Here is a 13,108-nt window from a genome sequence, read left to right as displayed (position 1 = left end):
GGCGCCGCCTCCCCGCCCCGCCCTGCCCGCCCCCTACGCCCAGAGCTGGCCCTGGAGGGTTTCGATCGCCTCTTCCGTCGTCTTCGCCGTGTAGACGCCCGTCGAGAGGTACTTCCAGCCGCCGTCGGCCACGACGAAGACGATGTCAGCGCTCTCCCCGGCCGCGACCGCCTTGCGGCCCACGCCGATCGCCGCGTGCAGGGCGGCGCCGGTGGAGACGCCCGCGAAGATGCCCTCCTGCTGGAGGAGTTCACGGGTGCGCGTCACCGCGTCCGCCGATCCCACCGAGAAGCGGGTCGTCAGGACCGAGGCGTCGTACAGCTCCGGGACGAACCCCTCGTCGAGGTTGCGCAGGCCGTAGACCAGGTCGTCGTACCGCGGCTCCGCCGCGACGATCCGTACGCCCGGCACGTGCTCGCGCAGGTAGCGGCCCACGCCCATCAGGGTGCCCGTCGTGCCCAGGCCCGCCACGAAGTGGGTGATCGAGGGGAGGTCCCGCAGGATCTCGGGGCCGGTCGTCGCGTAGTGGGCGCCCGCGTTGTCCGGGTTGCCGTACTGGTAGAGCATCACCCAGTCGGGGTGCTCCGCCGCGAGCTCCTTGGCCACCCGGACCGCGGTGTTCGACCCGCCCGCCGCCGGCGAAGAGATGATCTCGGCTCCCCACATGGCCAGCAGGTCGCGCCGCTCCTGAGAGGTGTTCTCGGGCATGACGCACACGATCCGGTAGCCCTTGAGCTTGGCCGCCATCGCCAGCGAGATGCCGGTATTGCCCGACGTCGGCTCCAGGATCGTGCAGCCGGGGGTCAGCCGGCCGTCCCTCTCGGCCTGTTCGACCATGTGGAGCGCGGGGCGGTCCTTGATCGAGCCGGTCGGGTTGCGGTCCTCCAGCTTGGCCCAGATGCGGACGTCGTCCGAGGGCGACAGCCGGGGCAGCCGGACGAGCGGCGTGTTACCGACCGCGGCCAGCGGGGAGTCGTAGCGCATCAGACGGAGCCGCCGGCGACCGCCGGGAGGATGGTGACGTTGTCGCCGTCCTTGAGGGCGGTGGAGATGCCGTCCAGGAAGCGGACGTCCTCGTCGTTGAGGTAGACGTTCACGAAGCGGCGCAGCTTGCCGCCGTCGACGATGCGCTCCTCAATGCCCTTGTGGCGCGTCTCCAGGTCCGCGAAGAGCTCGGACAGGGTGGTGCCCTCACCGCTGACGGCCTTCTCGCCGTCGGTGTAGGTGCGGAGGATGGTGGGGATGCGGACCTCGATGGCCATGGCAGGCTCCAGTGGTGAAGTAAGCGGGAGGGGCGGAAACGGCGCGCGGCGCAAGGGCCCCCGCGCGAGGGGCTGTGGTGCTCAGGCGGCAGGACAGATGCTGCTGGCGAGACGGCACAGATCGACGTGCAGCCGCGCCACGAGCAGTAGCCTGCCGGGCGTCTCGATGCTCACGTCGTGGGGAACCATGCGGTCATGTTAACGATTCCCGGTCCCCCGTTTGGAGTGTGATCCCGCATCGTGGACGCAAACCGCTCACATCGTGGTCAGTAGGCCTCTACGACCTGCACTTCTTCCTCCGTGATGACGCCTTCGACGATCCGGTACGAGCGGAACTGGAACTCGCCGAGGCCGTCGGTGTCCGCCGTGGAGACCAGGACGTAGTGGGCGCCGGGCTCGTTCGCGTACGTGACGTCCGTACGGGAGGGGTAGGCCTCGGTCGCGGTGTGCGAGTGGTAGACGATCACGGGCTCCTCGTCCCGGTCGTCGAGCTCGCGGTAGAGCTTCAGCAGGTCCTTCGAGTCGAACTCGTAGAACGTGGGCGAGCGGGCCGCGTTGAGCATCGGGACGAACCGCTCGGGGCGGTCGGTGCCGGCCGGTCCGGCCACGACGCCGCAGGCTTCGTCGGGGTGGTCCTTGCGGGCGTGCTCGACGATCCGGTCGTACAGCGCCTGGGTGAGGGTCAGCATGGTCGACAGGATAAGCAGACGGGCCCTCCCGTACCGAGGCGTGGTACGGGAGGGCCCGGATGCTGGACAGGATCGGTCAGGCGACCGGCTCCGAGGTCCTGTCGGCCTTGTTGAACGCGGCTCCGGCCGGGTTGCGCTTCTTGAGCACCAGGTACGAGACGCCCAGGATCAGGCCCCACAGCGGCGCGCAGTACAGCGAGACGCGGGAGTCCTTGTCGATGCCCATCATCACGATGACCATGCCGATGAACAGCAGGGCGAACCAGCTGGTCCACGGGGCGCCGGGGGCGCGGAAGGGGGACTGCGGCAGCTCGCCGCGGTCGGCCTTGGCGCGGTAGCGGATCTGGCAGACCAGGATCATGATCCAGGCCCACATGCCGGAGATGGTGGCGAAGGAGACGACGTAGTCGAAGGCCTTGCCCGGGGCGACGTAGTTGATCCAGACGCCCACCAGCATCAGCGCGGCGGAGAAGGTGGTGCCCACGAGCGGGGTGCCGCTCTTGGTGAGCTTGGTGAAGAACTTCGGGCCCTGGCCGTTGAGCGCGAGGTCGCGCAGCATGCGGCCGGTGGAGTACATGCCCGAGTTGCAGGAGGAGAGCGCGGCGGTCAGCACGACGAAGTTGACGATCGCGGCGCCGACGCCGAGGCCCATCTTCTCGAAGGCCAGCACGAACGGGCTCTCGCCCGCCTTGAAGTTGGACCACGGGATGACCGACATGATCATGATGAGCGCGCCGACGTAGAAGACGGCGATGCGCCACGGCACGGTGTTGATGGCCTTGGGCAGGGTCTTCTCGGGGTCCTTGGACTCGCCGGCGGTGACGCCGACCAGCTCGACCGCCAGGAAGGCGAACATGACGATCTGGAGCGTCATCAGCGTCTCGCCGATGCCGTTCGGGAAGAAGCCGCGGTCGCTCCAGAGGTTGGAGACGGAGGCGGTCGCGGCGGCGTCGGAGAAGCCGACGGTGAGGATGCCGGCGCAGATCAGGATCATGCCGACGATGGCGGTGACCTTGACCATGGAGAACCAGAACTCGAGCTCGCCGAAGAGCTTCACCGAGATCAGGTTGGCGGTGTAGAGGATGACCGTGAAGATCAGCGCGTAGGCCCACTGCGGGAAGCTGTCGTGGGTCCAGTACGACATGTACTTGGCCGCCGCGGTCACCTCGGTGATGCCGGTGACCACCCAGAAGAGCCAGTACGTCCAGCCGGTCGCGTACCCCCAGAAGGGGCCGAGGAACTCCCGGGCGTAGTCCGAGAAGGAGCCCGAGACCGGGCGGTACATCAGCAGCTCGCCGAGGGCGCGCATGATGAAGAAGATGACCAGGCCCGCGATGGCGTAGGCCAGGATCAGGCTGGGGCCCGCCTTCGAGATCGCCTTGCCGGCGCCCAGGAAGAGGCCGGTGCCGATGGCTCCGCCGATCGCGATCATCTGGATCTGGCGGGCTCCGAGTGCGCGGTGGTATCCCTCGCCACCCTCGGCCGCGGCGCCCTCGCCGGGCGTCTTGTCGTGCTGCTCGACCTGCACAGAGGTCATGTCTTGGTGCGCCTTTCTCCACGCCGACCCGCGCCTTCGAAGGCAGCGGATCGGGTCCTCGATCCCCCCGGATACGGATGGAGTTGCACCCGGCGGTCAGCCGGTTCAAGCGGGCCGGGGACATGGGTGGCGCCCCGCGGCGGTCGTGAAGATCTATCACGGGCTCACGGGGGGCCGGGGCGCGGAAAAGTGATGTGCGGCACAAGAAATTCGGAACATGGGTCCTGAAACGCATCAGATCACCACATCGCGGTGATCTGATCGTTATCCGGATTTGAGCGTCCGCTGAGCGAACAGCGTTCGCGCCGGCGGAGTTCTCAGAGCGTTTCGACGAGCGTCTCCTGGAGGCCCCCGAGCCACAGGTACGCCATCACCATCGGCTTGCGCGGATCGTCGTCCGGCAGCCGGAAGAGCACCGCGCTCTCGTCGTCCTCGGTGATGTCCAGACGGGCGGCGATCGTCAGGCGCAGGTCGTTGAGCGCGCCCAGCCAGCGCAGCGGGAGCTCTCCGGTGAGCTCCAGCACGGCCGACCCTTCGTCACCTTCGGGGGCGAGCCCGTCCAGGCTCCGTACGACGGCCAGCGCGTCCTCCCGCTTGCGGGTGCGCAGGTCGTTCTCGGTGAAACGGCGGAACTCCGCCGACCGGGCGGCCAGCTCGGCCGGGTCCACCTTCCGGTCCTCGGGGCCGGGGCCGCCGTAGGCGTCGGGGAAGAGGCGGATCAGCGCGGGGTCGGAGGGGCGCTCGGTGGGCCCCTGGTTGCCCTCGGCGAACAGCACGGCCAGCGGGTCGGCGTCCTCCTCGGGCTCGGGCGCGCCCGGCCCGATGAGCTCCAGCAGCTGCACGGCCAGCGAACGCAGGATGGAGATCTCGATCCCGTCCAGCGCGATGGCGGCGCCGCCGCCCTTCAGGGCTTCGAACATCCCGGCGGAGCGCCCCATCAGAAGCGGTCCTGGGAGAGGGTCGCCCACAGGCCGTACCCGTGCATGGCCTGCACGTCGCGCTCCATTTCCTCGCGGGTGCCGCTGGACACGACCGCCCGCCCCTTGTGGTGGACGTCGAGCATCAGCTTGTGCGCCTTGTCCTTCGAATAGCCGAAGTACGCCTGGAACACGTACGTCACGTAGCTCATGAGGTTGACCGGGTCGTTGTGCACCAGGGTCACCCAGGGGACGTCGGGTTCGGGGACCGCGAAGGTCTCTTCGGCCGACTCGGTGCGTTCGATCTCAATGGGAGCAACACTCACTCGTCCCATGCTGCCACTGCGACCGGTCGGTCGCACAAACGGGTCCCGAGATCTCGTCACTTTGACGAAATGTGCGCTAGCATCCGGGACATGAACCCTGCGGACCTGGGCCTGCCGGTGGACGTGCCGTCGACAGCGCTCTTCACGGATCATTACGAGCTCACGATGCTGCAGGCCGCCCTGGCGAACGGCACCGCCGACCGCCGGTCGGTCTTCGAGGTCTTCACCCGGCGGCTGCCCGAGGGGCGCCGCTACGGCGTGGTGGCGGGCACCGGCCGCGTCCTGGACGCGGTGGAGAACTTCCGCTTCGACACGGCCGTCCTGGAGTTCCTGCGCGAGCGGGCCGTCGTCGACATGCGGACGCTGGACTGGCTGGCCTCGTACCGCTTCTCGGGCGACATCTGGGGCTACCCGGAGGGCGAGGTCTACTTCCCCGGCTCGCCGCTCCTGCGCGTCGAGGGCAGCTTCGCCGAGTGCGTGCTGCTGGAGACCGTGATCCTGTCGATCCTGAACCACGACTCGGCGATCGCGGCCGCGGCCTCCCGGATGGCCTCGGCGGCCGGCGGACGGCCCCTGATCGAGATGGGCGCGCGGCGCACGCACGAGCTGGCCGCGGTGGCCGCCTCGCGGGCCGCGTACGTCGGCGGCTTCACCTCCACCTCGGACCTGGCGGCCGGGTTCCGGTACGGGATCCCGACGGTCGGGACCTCGGCACACGCCTTCACGCTGGTGCACGACACCGAGCGGGACGCCTTCCAGGCCCAGGTGGCCTCGCTGGGCAGCGGCACCACGCTCCTGGTGGACACCTACGACGTGGCCGAGGCCGTACGGACGGCCGTCGAGATCGCCGGCACGGGGCTCGGCGCGGTCCGGATCGACTCCGGCGACCTGCTGCTGGTCGCCCACCGCGTGCGCCAGCAGCTCGACGAGCTGGGGGCGACGGGGACGAAGATCGTGGTCACCTCCGACCTCGACGAGTACGCGATCGCCTCGCTGGCGGCGGCTCCGGTGGACGCCTACGGGGTCGGCACGCAGCTGGTGACGGGCAGCGGGCACCCGACGTGCTCGATGGTCTACAAGCTGGTGGCGCGGGCGGCTTCGGCGGACCCGAAGGCGCCGCTGGTGCCGGTGGCGAAGAAGTCCTCGGGCGGGAAGACCTCGATCGGCGGCCGCAAGTGGGCGGCGCGGCGGACGGACGCGGAGGGCGTCGCGGAGGCGGAGGTCGTCGGGACCGGCGCGGTCCCGGCGCCGCTCGCGGACACCCAGCTCCTGGTCCAGCTGGTGAAGGCGGGCGAAGTGGTGGCGCGGGAGTCCCTGGAGGCCGCGCGCGACCGGCACCGCGAGGCCCTCGCGAGCCTGCCGCTCTCCGCGACGCAGCTGTCGCGGGGCGAGGCCGTCATCCCGACGGAGTACGCGTAGCTCCGCGCGGGGACCCCGGAGCCGGAGGCGCCGCCCCCGGTTTCGGGGAGGGGCGGGGCGGGGGAAGAGCCCGCGCAGCGGCACACACGACAACCGAAGGACACGCGACATGCACCGCGCACTGATCGTCGTCGACGTACAGAACGACTTCTGCGAGGGCGGCAGCCTCGCGGTCACCGGCGGGGCCGACGTCGCCGCCGCGATCACCGAGCTGATCGGCCAGGCCACGGCCGGCTACCGGCACGTGGTGGCGACCCGCGACCACCACGTCGACCCCGGGTCGCACTTCGCGCACCCCCCGGCCGAGCCGGACTACGAGACCTCCTGGCCGGTCCACTGCGTCGCCGGCACCGAGGGCGTCGGGTTCCACCCGAACTTCGCCCCCGCCGTCGCGTCCGGCGCCGTCGCCGCCGTCTTCGACAAGGGCGCGTACGCGGCCGCGTACAGCGGTTTCGAGGGCGCCGACGAGAACGGCACCCGGCTCGCGCAGTGGCTGCGCGAGCGGCAGGTCACCGAGGTCGATGTCGTCGGGATCGCCACCGACCACTGCGTACGGGCCACGGCCCTCGACGCCGCCCGCGAGGGCTTCGCCACCCGCGTGCTGCTCGACCTGACGGCCGCCGTGGCCCCTCACACGACCTCCCGGGCGGTGGAGGAGCTCCGCTCGGCCGGCGTCAAGCTGATCGGCGAGAGCCCCCGCCAGGCCCCGTAGGGGGCCCGGCGGGGCCCGCGGGTCCGGCGGGGTCCCGCACCGGGCGGCTAGCGCCCCAGCAGGGCCCGGATCGGGTGCCAGAGCTCCTGGGCCCGGTCCGGGGCGCCGCGCCAGAGCAGGCCGTCCGGGTGGTGCAGGACGGCCGTGACCTCGTCCGGGGTCGGCGGCTGTGCGTTGCCGCGCAGGTACACCGCCCGCATCCCGAGGTTCCGCAGCCTGGTCAGGGCGCGGGCCCGGTTCGCGGCGTGGACCAGCACGCGGACGTTTCCGCCCTCGCCGCAGGGCCTCGGCAGCGTGAGCGCGACCACCACGCTGCCGCCTGGCAATCTGACGAAACCTCCACCGGGCATGATCTTCAGCTCCCCCGTCAATAAGAAAAACTCGCACCCGCATCTAAACGCGAACGGCCGCCGCCCGCTAGAGGGCGACGGCCGATCATGCTTTGACCTGCAGTTTTACCGAATTACTTGGCGGCGGGGCCGACCTCGACCGTCATCTGGAGACCGTCGTACGGCTCCTTCACGATCTTGATCTTGGTGTTGGTGTCAGCGACCTTCACCGAACCGGTCGGGTTCTCGTCGTAGTAGTACTTGCCCTTGTGGTCGTCGAAGACGAGGTTCGCGGGCTTCGGCTTCAGGAACAGCGACTCACCGTTCTTGTGCAGGGTGAACGCGTCCGTCGAGTACGCGCTGAACGTCGCGTCGTACGGCTGGATCTTGTTGCGCAGCAGGGTGCCGTCCGACCACTTCATCGGCTTGGCGTTGGCGTCGATCGGGAGGATCAGACCCGAGCCCGGGTGCTGGCTGGTGTTGTTGTCCTTCTGGGACTTGTCCCAGAGCCAGATCAGCAGGCCGTCCTGGTACGGGTAGTGCTCGACCCAGCCCGGCTTGGAGTTGGCCCAGCCGAAGTTGTACGGGCCCACCTTGAGGGTGGAGTCGTACGAGACGTAGCGGCGGTTCTCCGCGATGTAGTACTGCGGGTACTCCTTGGTGAACCCGGCACCGACGCGCGAGAAGCCCTTGCCGGTCCAGCCGTTGTCGCCGTTCTCGGCGCCGTCGGTGAACAGGGTCTGGCCGTCCGCGGTGATCGCGAGGGCGTCGGCGGTGAAGCCCTTGCCGCCCGCGCCGCCGTCCGTCTGGTAGCGGAAGCGGAGGTCGATCTTCTTGCCGGCGTAGGCGTCGAGCGGGAACTTCAGGTCCTGCCAGCCGCCCGAGACGTCGGTCAGACCGGCGTTGCCCGCGGCGTCGGCCGGGATGGCCTTGCCGTTGGCCGTGCCGTTCAGGACGGTCCAGGTGGCGCCGCCGTCGGTGGACACCTCGGTGTAGAGGTAGTCGTAGTCCTTCTCGATGTCCCACCAGCCCTTGAGGGACAGTGCGGCGGAGGACTTGCCGGTCAGGTCGACCGAGCGGGTGAGGGTGTTCTTGAGGTCGTCGCCCATGTTGCTCCACCACTGCGAGGAGCCCTCGGCGGGAGCGACGATGTCGGTCTTGACCTGCTTCTTCGGCAGCTCGACGACCAGCGCCTGCTTGTCCTTGGTGTTGTACTCCGACACACCCAGCTTGTGGGTGGACTTCGTCGCGGCCTTGGCCGTGTCGTAGTTCAGCCAGCCCAGCTGGAGCTTGTCCCAGGCGGTCATGTCGCCCGGCATGTCGCCTATGGAGTCCTTGCCCTCGCCGAGCCAGGAGCCGGCGGACATCAGGGACCAGAAGCCGACCGAGTTCTCGCCGCCACCGGAGGTGTCGTAGAGGTCCGGCAGACCGAGGTCGTGGCCGTACTCGTGCGCGAAGACGCCGAGGCCGCCGTTCTCCGGCTGCATCGTGTAGTCGCCGACCCAGATGCCGGTGTTGCCGATCTGGGTGCCGCCGGCCTTGTTGTTCGCCGGGCCGGTCTTGCCCGCGTCGGTGCCGTAGGCGTACCAGCGGTGAGCCCACAGGGCGTTGGTGCCCTGCACGCCGCCGCCGGCCGACTCGTCCTCGCCCGCGTGGACGATCTGGAAGTGGTCGATGTAGCCGTCGGGCTCGTTGAAGTTGCCGTCGCCGTCGAAGTCGTTGCGGTCCCACTGGTCGTACTGCGCCAGCGTGGCCTTGATCTCGGCGTCGGTCTTGCCGGCCTTCTTCTGGGCGTCGACCCACGCGTTGACACCGTCGCGGACGGTGTCCCACACGTTGGCGCAGTTGGTCTGGCCGCAGTAGTTCGAGCCGTAACGGGCCTCGTTGTTCGGAATCTTGACCCAGTCGGCGACCTGGCCGTCGACCGAGTAGCGACCCGAGGAGGTCTTCTCGTAGTAGGTCTTGAGCGAGTCCTTGCCCTTACCGGTACCGAAGTACAGGTCCTGGAAGTAGTCGCGGCTGAAGTCCTTGCGCCAGGCGGTGCTGTTGTTGTCCTTGCGGTCCGGCTGCGCGATGGTGTTGTGCAGCGGACCGGGGGTGCCGCCGTACTTCGGGACCGCCGGCTTGGGGCCGTCGGGACCGTCCGGGTCGAACATGGTCGTGTTGTCGACCTGGTCGCCGAACTCGACGAGGATCGTGAAGATCTTGTCGGTCTTCTCCCGGCCGAGCTCGACGTACTTCTTGTCGTCGAGCTTCACGACCTTGGAAGCGCCCCGCTGCTCCACGGTCTTCTTGCCGGACAGGACCTGGTCCAGGGCGGCTTCGCGCGCCTGCGCCTGCTGGTCGCTGAACGGGCCCTTCAGGTTGTGCTGGACCGCTTCCTTCGAGGCGGCGGTCGGGTCCTGCCGGTTCGAGGCGGGCGCGGTCGACGGCGCCTCGGAAGCCTGGGCAGTGACGAGGAAGGCGCCGGAGGCCGCGGTGGCGGCCAGGGTCACACCGACGGCTGCGGCGCGCAGCGCTCGTCTGCGAGCGGAATTGCTGGTCACTTGATGTCGTTCCCCTCCCGCGGCCGCGACACAGGTCGGAACATCTCCGTTGGAGTGGGGGGTTCCGCGCGGCGCGCGTCTCAAGTGACGACATTTGACCGGAGAGTCTCAGGAAAAGACAGACCTTGACTTGTTCCTTACAACTGCACTATGCGGGCAGGCAGTTCCGCTATACGGACGTTCCTCTGCCAGATGGGACGAAGGCCGCGTCCCGACCCCCGCCGTGTGACGCCGAATGATCCCGTACGCCCCCCGTGCGCCGGGCACCGTGGGTTAGGTCACGCTTACTGGCGGTTCCGCCCGGGAATCCACCGACGTAGAGTCCCTTGACGCGCGACCTAGTTGAGCAGACTCCCCCTCCCCGCCTTGAGGACGGATACCGCCATGCCGCGTCCGACTGCCGCCCAGTTGTTCTACGGGTCCGCCACCGTCGTCGTGTCCACCATCGCCATGCTGCTTCTCTCGCAGACGAGCACGGGACGCGGGATCGCCGTCATCGCCACCGCCGCCCTGGCCCTCGGACTGCTCGTCGCGCTCACCGCGGCCAGCCCCCGCCGGCGCGGCCGGCACGCGGCTCCGGCCGGGGCGGCCCGGCCCACCGCCCGTACCCCCCGCGTTTCCCCCGGTGTTACCGAAATCACGCCCGGGAACGCGCCCCGGAGCGCGCCCGAGCCCGGACCCGCGGACGCGGCGGCGGCCGCCCGGGCGCCTGAGCCCCGGACGGCCGCCGTCGAACAGCCGGTGCACCACTGAACCGTACGCGGGCCTGCCGCACGGGGCCCCGGCCCCTTCGTACGCCGGTGCGCTGCGCCGTTATGCGGTGACCACCACCGTCTTTCCGACCTTGTCGTGAAGACCCTGCTTGTACGGCTTGTCCACGAGGATCGACACGATCAGCACGATCTGCCACAGGCAGGGGCAGCAGATGAGCGCCGGCAGCCAGAGCATCGCGGCGCGGCCGAGCGCCGCGCCCGACTGCGGGACGCTGCCGTCGTTGAGCATCGCGACGCGCAGCCCGAGCGCCCTCTTGCCGAGGGTCCTGCCGTCCTTCTTGGCGAACCACCAGTCGTAGCCGACGAAGAACACGATCGAGATCAGCGTCATCGCCAGACCGCTGCCGCTGTACGACTTGGTGAAGACCTCGCTGACGTCCTCGCCCTTGTTCGTCTCGACGGCGTACCGGTTCGTACCGAAGGCCAGCTGGATGAGGAACAGCGGGATGAGCACGATGATCACGTCGATGATGCGGGCCCCGAGCCGCTTGCCGAAGTCGGCCAGCGGGGGCATCCCGGCGAGCGGGTCGGGCATGCCGCTGCCGCCGTACGGGCCTCCGGGCGGCGGGGGCGGGGGCGGGGGCGGGTATCCGCCGCCTCCCGTACCGCCGTACGGGCCGCCCGCACCACCGTACGGGCCTCCCGGCGGCGGGGGCGGCGGGCCGCCCGGGGGCCGGTCGTACGGCGAACCGCCCGACGGAGGCGTCGGTTCCTGGGGCTTCTTGAGGAACGGGTCGTCCTCGGGCGGCTGGCCCGGCGGCGGCTGATCGGTACTCATGGCCCGAGTCGAACCCGGCTCCGCGCACCCCGCAACGGGACGGCGTCCGTTCGGGGGAAGGGCTCCCCCGGCGGGCCGCGGGCCGGGCGTCAGCGGGCCACGTACGTCCCGGCCGCCCGGTCGTGCAAGCCCCGGCGTCGGGGCCGGTCCCCGAGGCACCAGAGGCTGCCGGGGAGTCCGAGGAACGCGTACACCAGCCAGCGGCGCAGGGCCGCGCCGAAGGTGGGCGGGCGGAGGGTGGCGGCGGCCAGCACCCGGATCCCGAGGAGCTTCTTGCCCGGGGTGCGGCCCCAGCGGGCGGTGGGGAGCGCCTCGTAGAACACCCCGAAGAGCAGTAGGGCGCCGAGGACGAGGCCGGCGTATCCGGCGATGGTCGCGTCGAACAGCCACACGGTGGTGGTGCGTCCGCTGCCCCTGGCGGCGTCGACCTTGGCCTCCAGGTGGGCGGTGGCCGCGGGGACGAGGGGCCAGGCGGTGGCCGCCGCGACCGCGCCGAGCACGAGGGTGTCCAGCGCGCGGGCCACGGCCCGGCGTACGAGTCCGGCGGGCCGGGTGGCCCGCTCCGCCATCCGCTCGAACACGGCGCGGTCGGTGACCCGGGGCGCCGTACGGTCCGCAGGCGGAGCGGAAGCCGGGTCGTCGGCGGGGTGGGCCGCGCCGGGCCCCGGCCGGCGGGACGCCGACGCCGGGGCGGACCGGTCCGCCCCGGACCGGTCCGACGGGGCCGCGGACCCGGGGCGCGCTGCCGGGAACCGGTCCGACGGGTACCGGTCCGACGGTGCCTCGGGCGCGGGCCGGCCCGCCGGGTGGCGAGCGGCCGGAGCCCCGGGCCCGGAGCGGCCCGCCGGCTCCCAGCCCGCGGGGATCTCCGGCTCCGGCGGGGCCGACGGGGCACGGTCCGCGGGGGCCTCCGGCTCGGCACGGGCCGACGGGTCCCATGCCGACGGGATCGCCGGGGCGCGGTGGAGGGGGGTTTCCGGCCAGGACGAGGTGAGGCCGGACGGCGCGGCGCTGTCGCCGGCGGACGGCCACGCGGGCTCGGCGGCGGCCGGGGCGGGTGCGGCGGCCGGGGAGCGGGCCGACAGGATGCCCACGCTCTCGGCGGGGCCCCGTACGGCGGCCTGCCCGGGGAACCGCTCCGCGGTCGCGGAAGGCGTACGGGCGAAGGACACCCCGGGCCCGCGCTCCGCGCGTTCGGCCGCCTCCAGCGGCTCCGGGCGCGGCCCGCGGCCCTGCGAGAGACCGGCCGGCGCCGACCGGGCGGGCCCGTGGCCCCCGTCGGGCTCCGGCTGCTCCGGGCTGCCCCAGGACACCCGGTCGTCGCGGGGCCCGCCGAAGCCGGACTGGTGCTGGGGATCGGCCTGCCACGAGGCGGCGGGGGCAGCGGACGCGGCAGGGGCCGCAGGGGCAGCGGACGCGGCGGGGGCCGCGGGAACGACCGGCTCCGGCTCGCGCAGCGCCTCCGTCGCGCCCGTCTCGTCCAGGAACACCGGCCCCGTCTCGTCGGACCGGGCGGCGGCAGGGGCGGCGGCGGCAGGGCGGCTCGTACCCGGAACCCAGTTCAGGCCGTTCCAGTACCGGACGAATCCGGGGATGGACGGATCGGGGTAGTAGCCCTCGCGGGCCGCGTGCTCGCCGTCACCAGGGGAGGCCGTCAATGTCCCCAACTCCGATCGTGGCTTGAGGCTTGTGCAAGGGGAGGACCATAGCCAAGAACCGTGCCCCGACAGGTCCGGTAACGGGAGAATCCAAGCCTTTGAGCGAACGTCGCACGCTACGACAGTTTTCGGTCACCCGGCAGGATCCGGCCAATCAGCGAT

At 70.9% G+C, this 13,108-nt stretch carries 14 protein-coding genes; 3 read left to right on the top strand and 11 right to left on the bottom strand.

All coding sequences use genetic code 11. The features are described from left to right. Positions 1-33: 33 nt before the first annotated feature. The 7 genes from K7B10_RS25305 to clpS all read right to left on the bottom strand — a co-directional run bounded on the left by K7B10_RS25305 (position 34) and on the right by clpS (position 4,740). Positions 34-984 carry a PLP-dependent cysteine synthase family protein gene (locus tag K7B10_RS25305; RefSeq protein ID WP_229339374.1) on the bottom strand — a complete coding sequence of 317 codons (951 nt, stop codon included), beginning with the start codon at positions 982-984 and terminating at the stop codon, positions 34-36. Then, positions 984-1,262 (bottom strand): MoaD/ThiS family protein, encoded by a 279-nt coding sequence (locus K7B10_RS25300; protein WP_229339372.1) that lies wholly within the window; start codon positions 1,260-1,262, stop codon positions 984-986. Before K7B10_RS25300 ends, K7B10_RS25305 begins: the two co-directional genes overlap by 1 nt. Positions 1,263-1,343: 81 nt before the next feature. Then, positions 1,344-1,451 carry a putative leader peptide gene (locus tag K7B10_RS41660; protein ID WP_324603773.1) on the bottom strand — a complete coding sequence of 36 codons (108 nt, stop codon included), beginning with the start codon at positions 1,449-1,451 and terminating at the stop codon, positions 1,344-1,346. Between the two features lie 77 nt (positions 1,452-1,528). After that, positions 1,529-1,951 (bottom strand): M67 family metallopeptidase, encoded by a 423-nt coding sequence (locus K7B10_RS25295; RefSeq protein WP_229339370.1) that lies wholly within the window; start codon positions 1,949-1,951, stop codon positions 1,529-1,531. A 76-nt stretch (positions 1,952-2,027) separates the two neighbouring features. Further along, positions 2,028-3,488: an amino acid permease gene (locus K7B10_RS25290; protein WP_229339368.1), complete on the bottom strand. Its 1,461-nt coding sequence runs from the start codon at positions 3,486-3,488 to the stop codon at positions 2,028-2,030. 317 nt (positions 3,489-3,805) lie between these two features. Beyond that, a complete protein-coding gene (locus K7B10_RS25285) occupies positions 3,806-4,426 on the bottom strand; it encodes a DUF2017 domain-containing protein (protein WP_229339366.1) in 621 nt (206 codons plus the stop codon). After that, complete coding sequence (clpS, locus tag K7B10_RS25280) at positions 4,426-4,740, bottom strand: ATP-dependent Clp protease adapter ClpS (RefSeq protein ID WP_229339364.1); 315 nt, start codon at positions 4,738-4,740, stop codon at positions 4,426-4,428. Before clpS ends, K7B10_RS25285 begins: the two co-directional genes overlap by 1 nt. Positions 4,741-4,821: 81 nt before the next feature. On the opposite strand from clpS, the gene K7B10_RS25275 reads away from it, so the two are divergent. Then, positions 4,822-6,150 (top strand): nicotinate phosphoribosyltransferase, encoded by a 1,329-nt coding sequence (locus tag K7B10_RS25275; protein WP_229339362.1) that lies wholly within the window; start codon positions 4,822-4,824, stop codon positions 6,148-6,150. A 109-nt stretch (positions 6,151-6,259) separates the two neighbouring features. Beyond that, positions 6,260-6,862 (top strand): nicotinamidase, encoded by a 603-nt coding sequence (locus K7B10_RS25270; protein ID WP_229339360.1) that lies wholly within the window; start codon positions 6,260-6,262, stop codon positions 6,860-6,862. Between the two features lie 47 nt (positions 6,863-6,909). Here K7B10_RS25270 and K7B10_RS25265 read toward each other — a convergent pair whose 3' ends face one another. Further along, positions 6,910-7,212, bottom strand: coding sequence for a hypothetical protein (locus K7B10_RS25265; protein ID WP_048475574.1), 303 nt, complete (start codon positions 7,210-7,212; stop codon positions 6,910-6,912). Positions 7,213-7,325: 113 nt separating this feature from the next. Beyond that, positions 7,326-9,737, bottom strand: a complete 2,412-nt coding sequence (locus tag K7B10_RS25260) for an immune inhibitor A domain-containing protein (protein ID WP_229339359.1) — start codon at positions 9,735-9,737, stop codon at positions 7,326-7,328. Positions 9,738-10,121: 384 nt separating this feature from the next. On the opposite strand from K7B10_RS25260, the gene K7B10_RS25255 reads away from it, so the two are divergent. Further along, entirely contained in the window at positions 10,122-10,490 is a 369-nt protein-coding gene (locus K7B10_RS25255; protein WP_229339357.1) for a hypothetical protein, read from the top strand. A gap of 60 nt (positions 10,491-10,550) precedes the next feature. Here K7B10_RS25255 and K7B10_RS25250 read toward each other — a convergent pair whose 3' ends face one another. Continuing rightward, on the bottom strand, positions 10,551-11,288 hold the full coding sequence (locus K7B10_RS25250) for an RDD family protein (RefSeq protein ID WP_229339355.1): 738 nt from the start codon (positions 11,286-11,288) through the stop codon (positions 10,551-10,553). 89 nt (positions 11,289-11,377) lie between these two features. Next, positions 11,378-12,946, bottom strand: coding sequence for an RDD family protein (locus tag K7B10_RS25245; protein ID WP_229339353.1), 1,569 nt, complete (start codon positions 12,944-12,946; stop codon positions 11,378-11,380). Positions 12,947-13,108: the final 162 nt, after the last annotated feature.

The organism is Streptomyces flavotricini, from assembly GCF_020639365.1.
GTDB classification, from domain to species: Bacteria; Actinomycetota; Actinomycetes; order Streptomycetales; family Streptomycetaceae; genus Streptomyces; species Streptomyces flavotricini.
This window is presented reverse-complemented; position numbering and strand designations above follow the sequence as displayed.

What these genes read in the sequence shown, in the direction of transcription:
- K7B10_RS25290 (WP_229339368.1), bottom strand. Translation starts at nt 3,488, where the DNA reads ATGACCTCTGTGCAGGTCGAGCAGCACGACAAGACGCCCGGCGAGGGC.
- K7B10_RS25255 (WP_229339357.1), top strand. Translation starts at nt 10,122, where the DNA reads ATGCCGCGTCCGACTGCCGCCCAGTTGTTCTACGGGTCCGCCACCGTC.
- K7B10_RS25285 (WP_229339366.1), bottom strand. Translation starts at nt 4,426, where the DNA reads ATGGGGCGCTCCGCCGGGATGTTCGAAGCCCTGAAGGGCGGCGGCGCC.
- K7B10_RS25305 (WP_229339374.1), bottom strand. Translation starts at nt 984, where the DNA reads ATGCGCTACGACTCCCCGCTGGCCGCGGTCGGTAACACGCCGCTCGTC.
- K7B10_RS25295 (WP_229339370.1), bottom strand. Translation starts at nt 1,951, where the DNA reads ATGCTGACCCTCACCCAGGCGCTGTACGACCGGATCGTCGAGCACGCC.
- clpS (WP_229339364.1), bottom strand. Translation starts at nt 4,740, where the DNA reads ATGGGACGAGTGAGTGTTGCTCCCATTGAGATCGAACGCACCGAGTCG.
- K7B10_RS25250 (WP_229339355.1), bottom strand. Translation starts at nt 11,288, where the DNA reads ATGAGTACCGATCAGCCGCCGCCGGGCCAGCCGCCCGAGGACGACCCG.
- K7B10_RS41660 (WP_324603773.1), bottom strand. Translation starts at nt 1,451, where the DNA reads ATGGTTCCCCACGACGTGAGCATCGAGACGCCCGGCAGGCTACTGCTC.
- K7B10_RS25265 (WP_048475574.1), bottom strand. Translation starts at nt 7,212, where the DNA reads ATGCCCGGTGGAGGTTTCGTCAGATTGCCAGGCGGCAGCGTGGTGGTC.
- K7B10_RS25270 (WP_229339360.1), top strand. Translation starts at nt 6,260, where the DNA reads ATGCACCGCGCACTGATCGTCGTCGACGTACAGAACGACTTCTGCGAG.
- K7B10_RS25275 (WP_229339362.1), top strand. Translation starts at nt 4,822, where the DNA reads ATGAACCCTGCGGACCTGGGCCTGCCGGTGGACGTGCCGTCGACAGCG.
- K7B10_RS25300 (WP_229339372.1), bottom strand. Translation starts at nt 1,262, where the DNA reads ATGGCCATCGAGGTCCGCATCCCCACCATCCTCCGCACCTACACCGAC.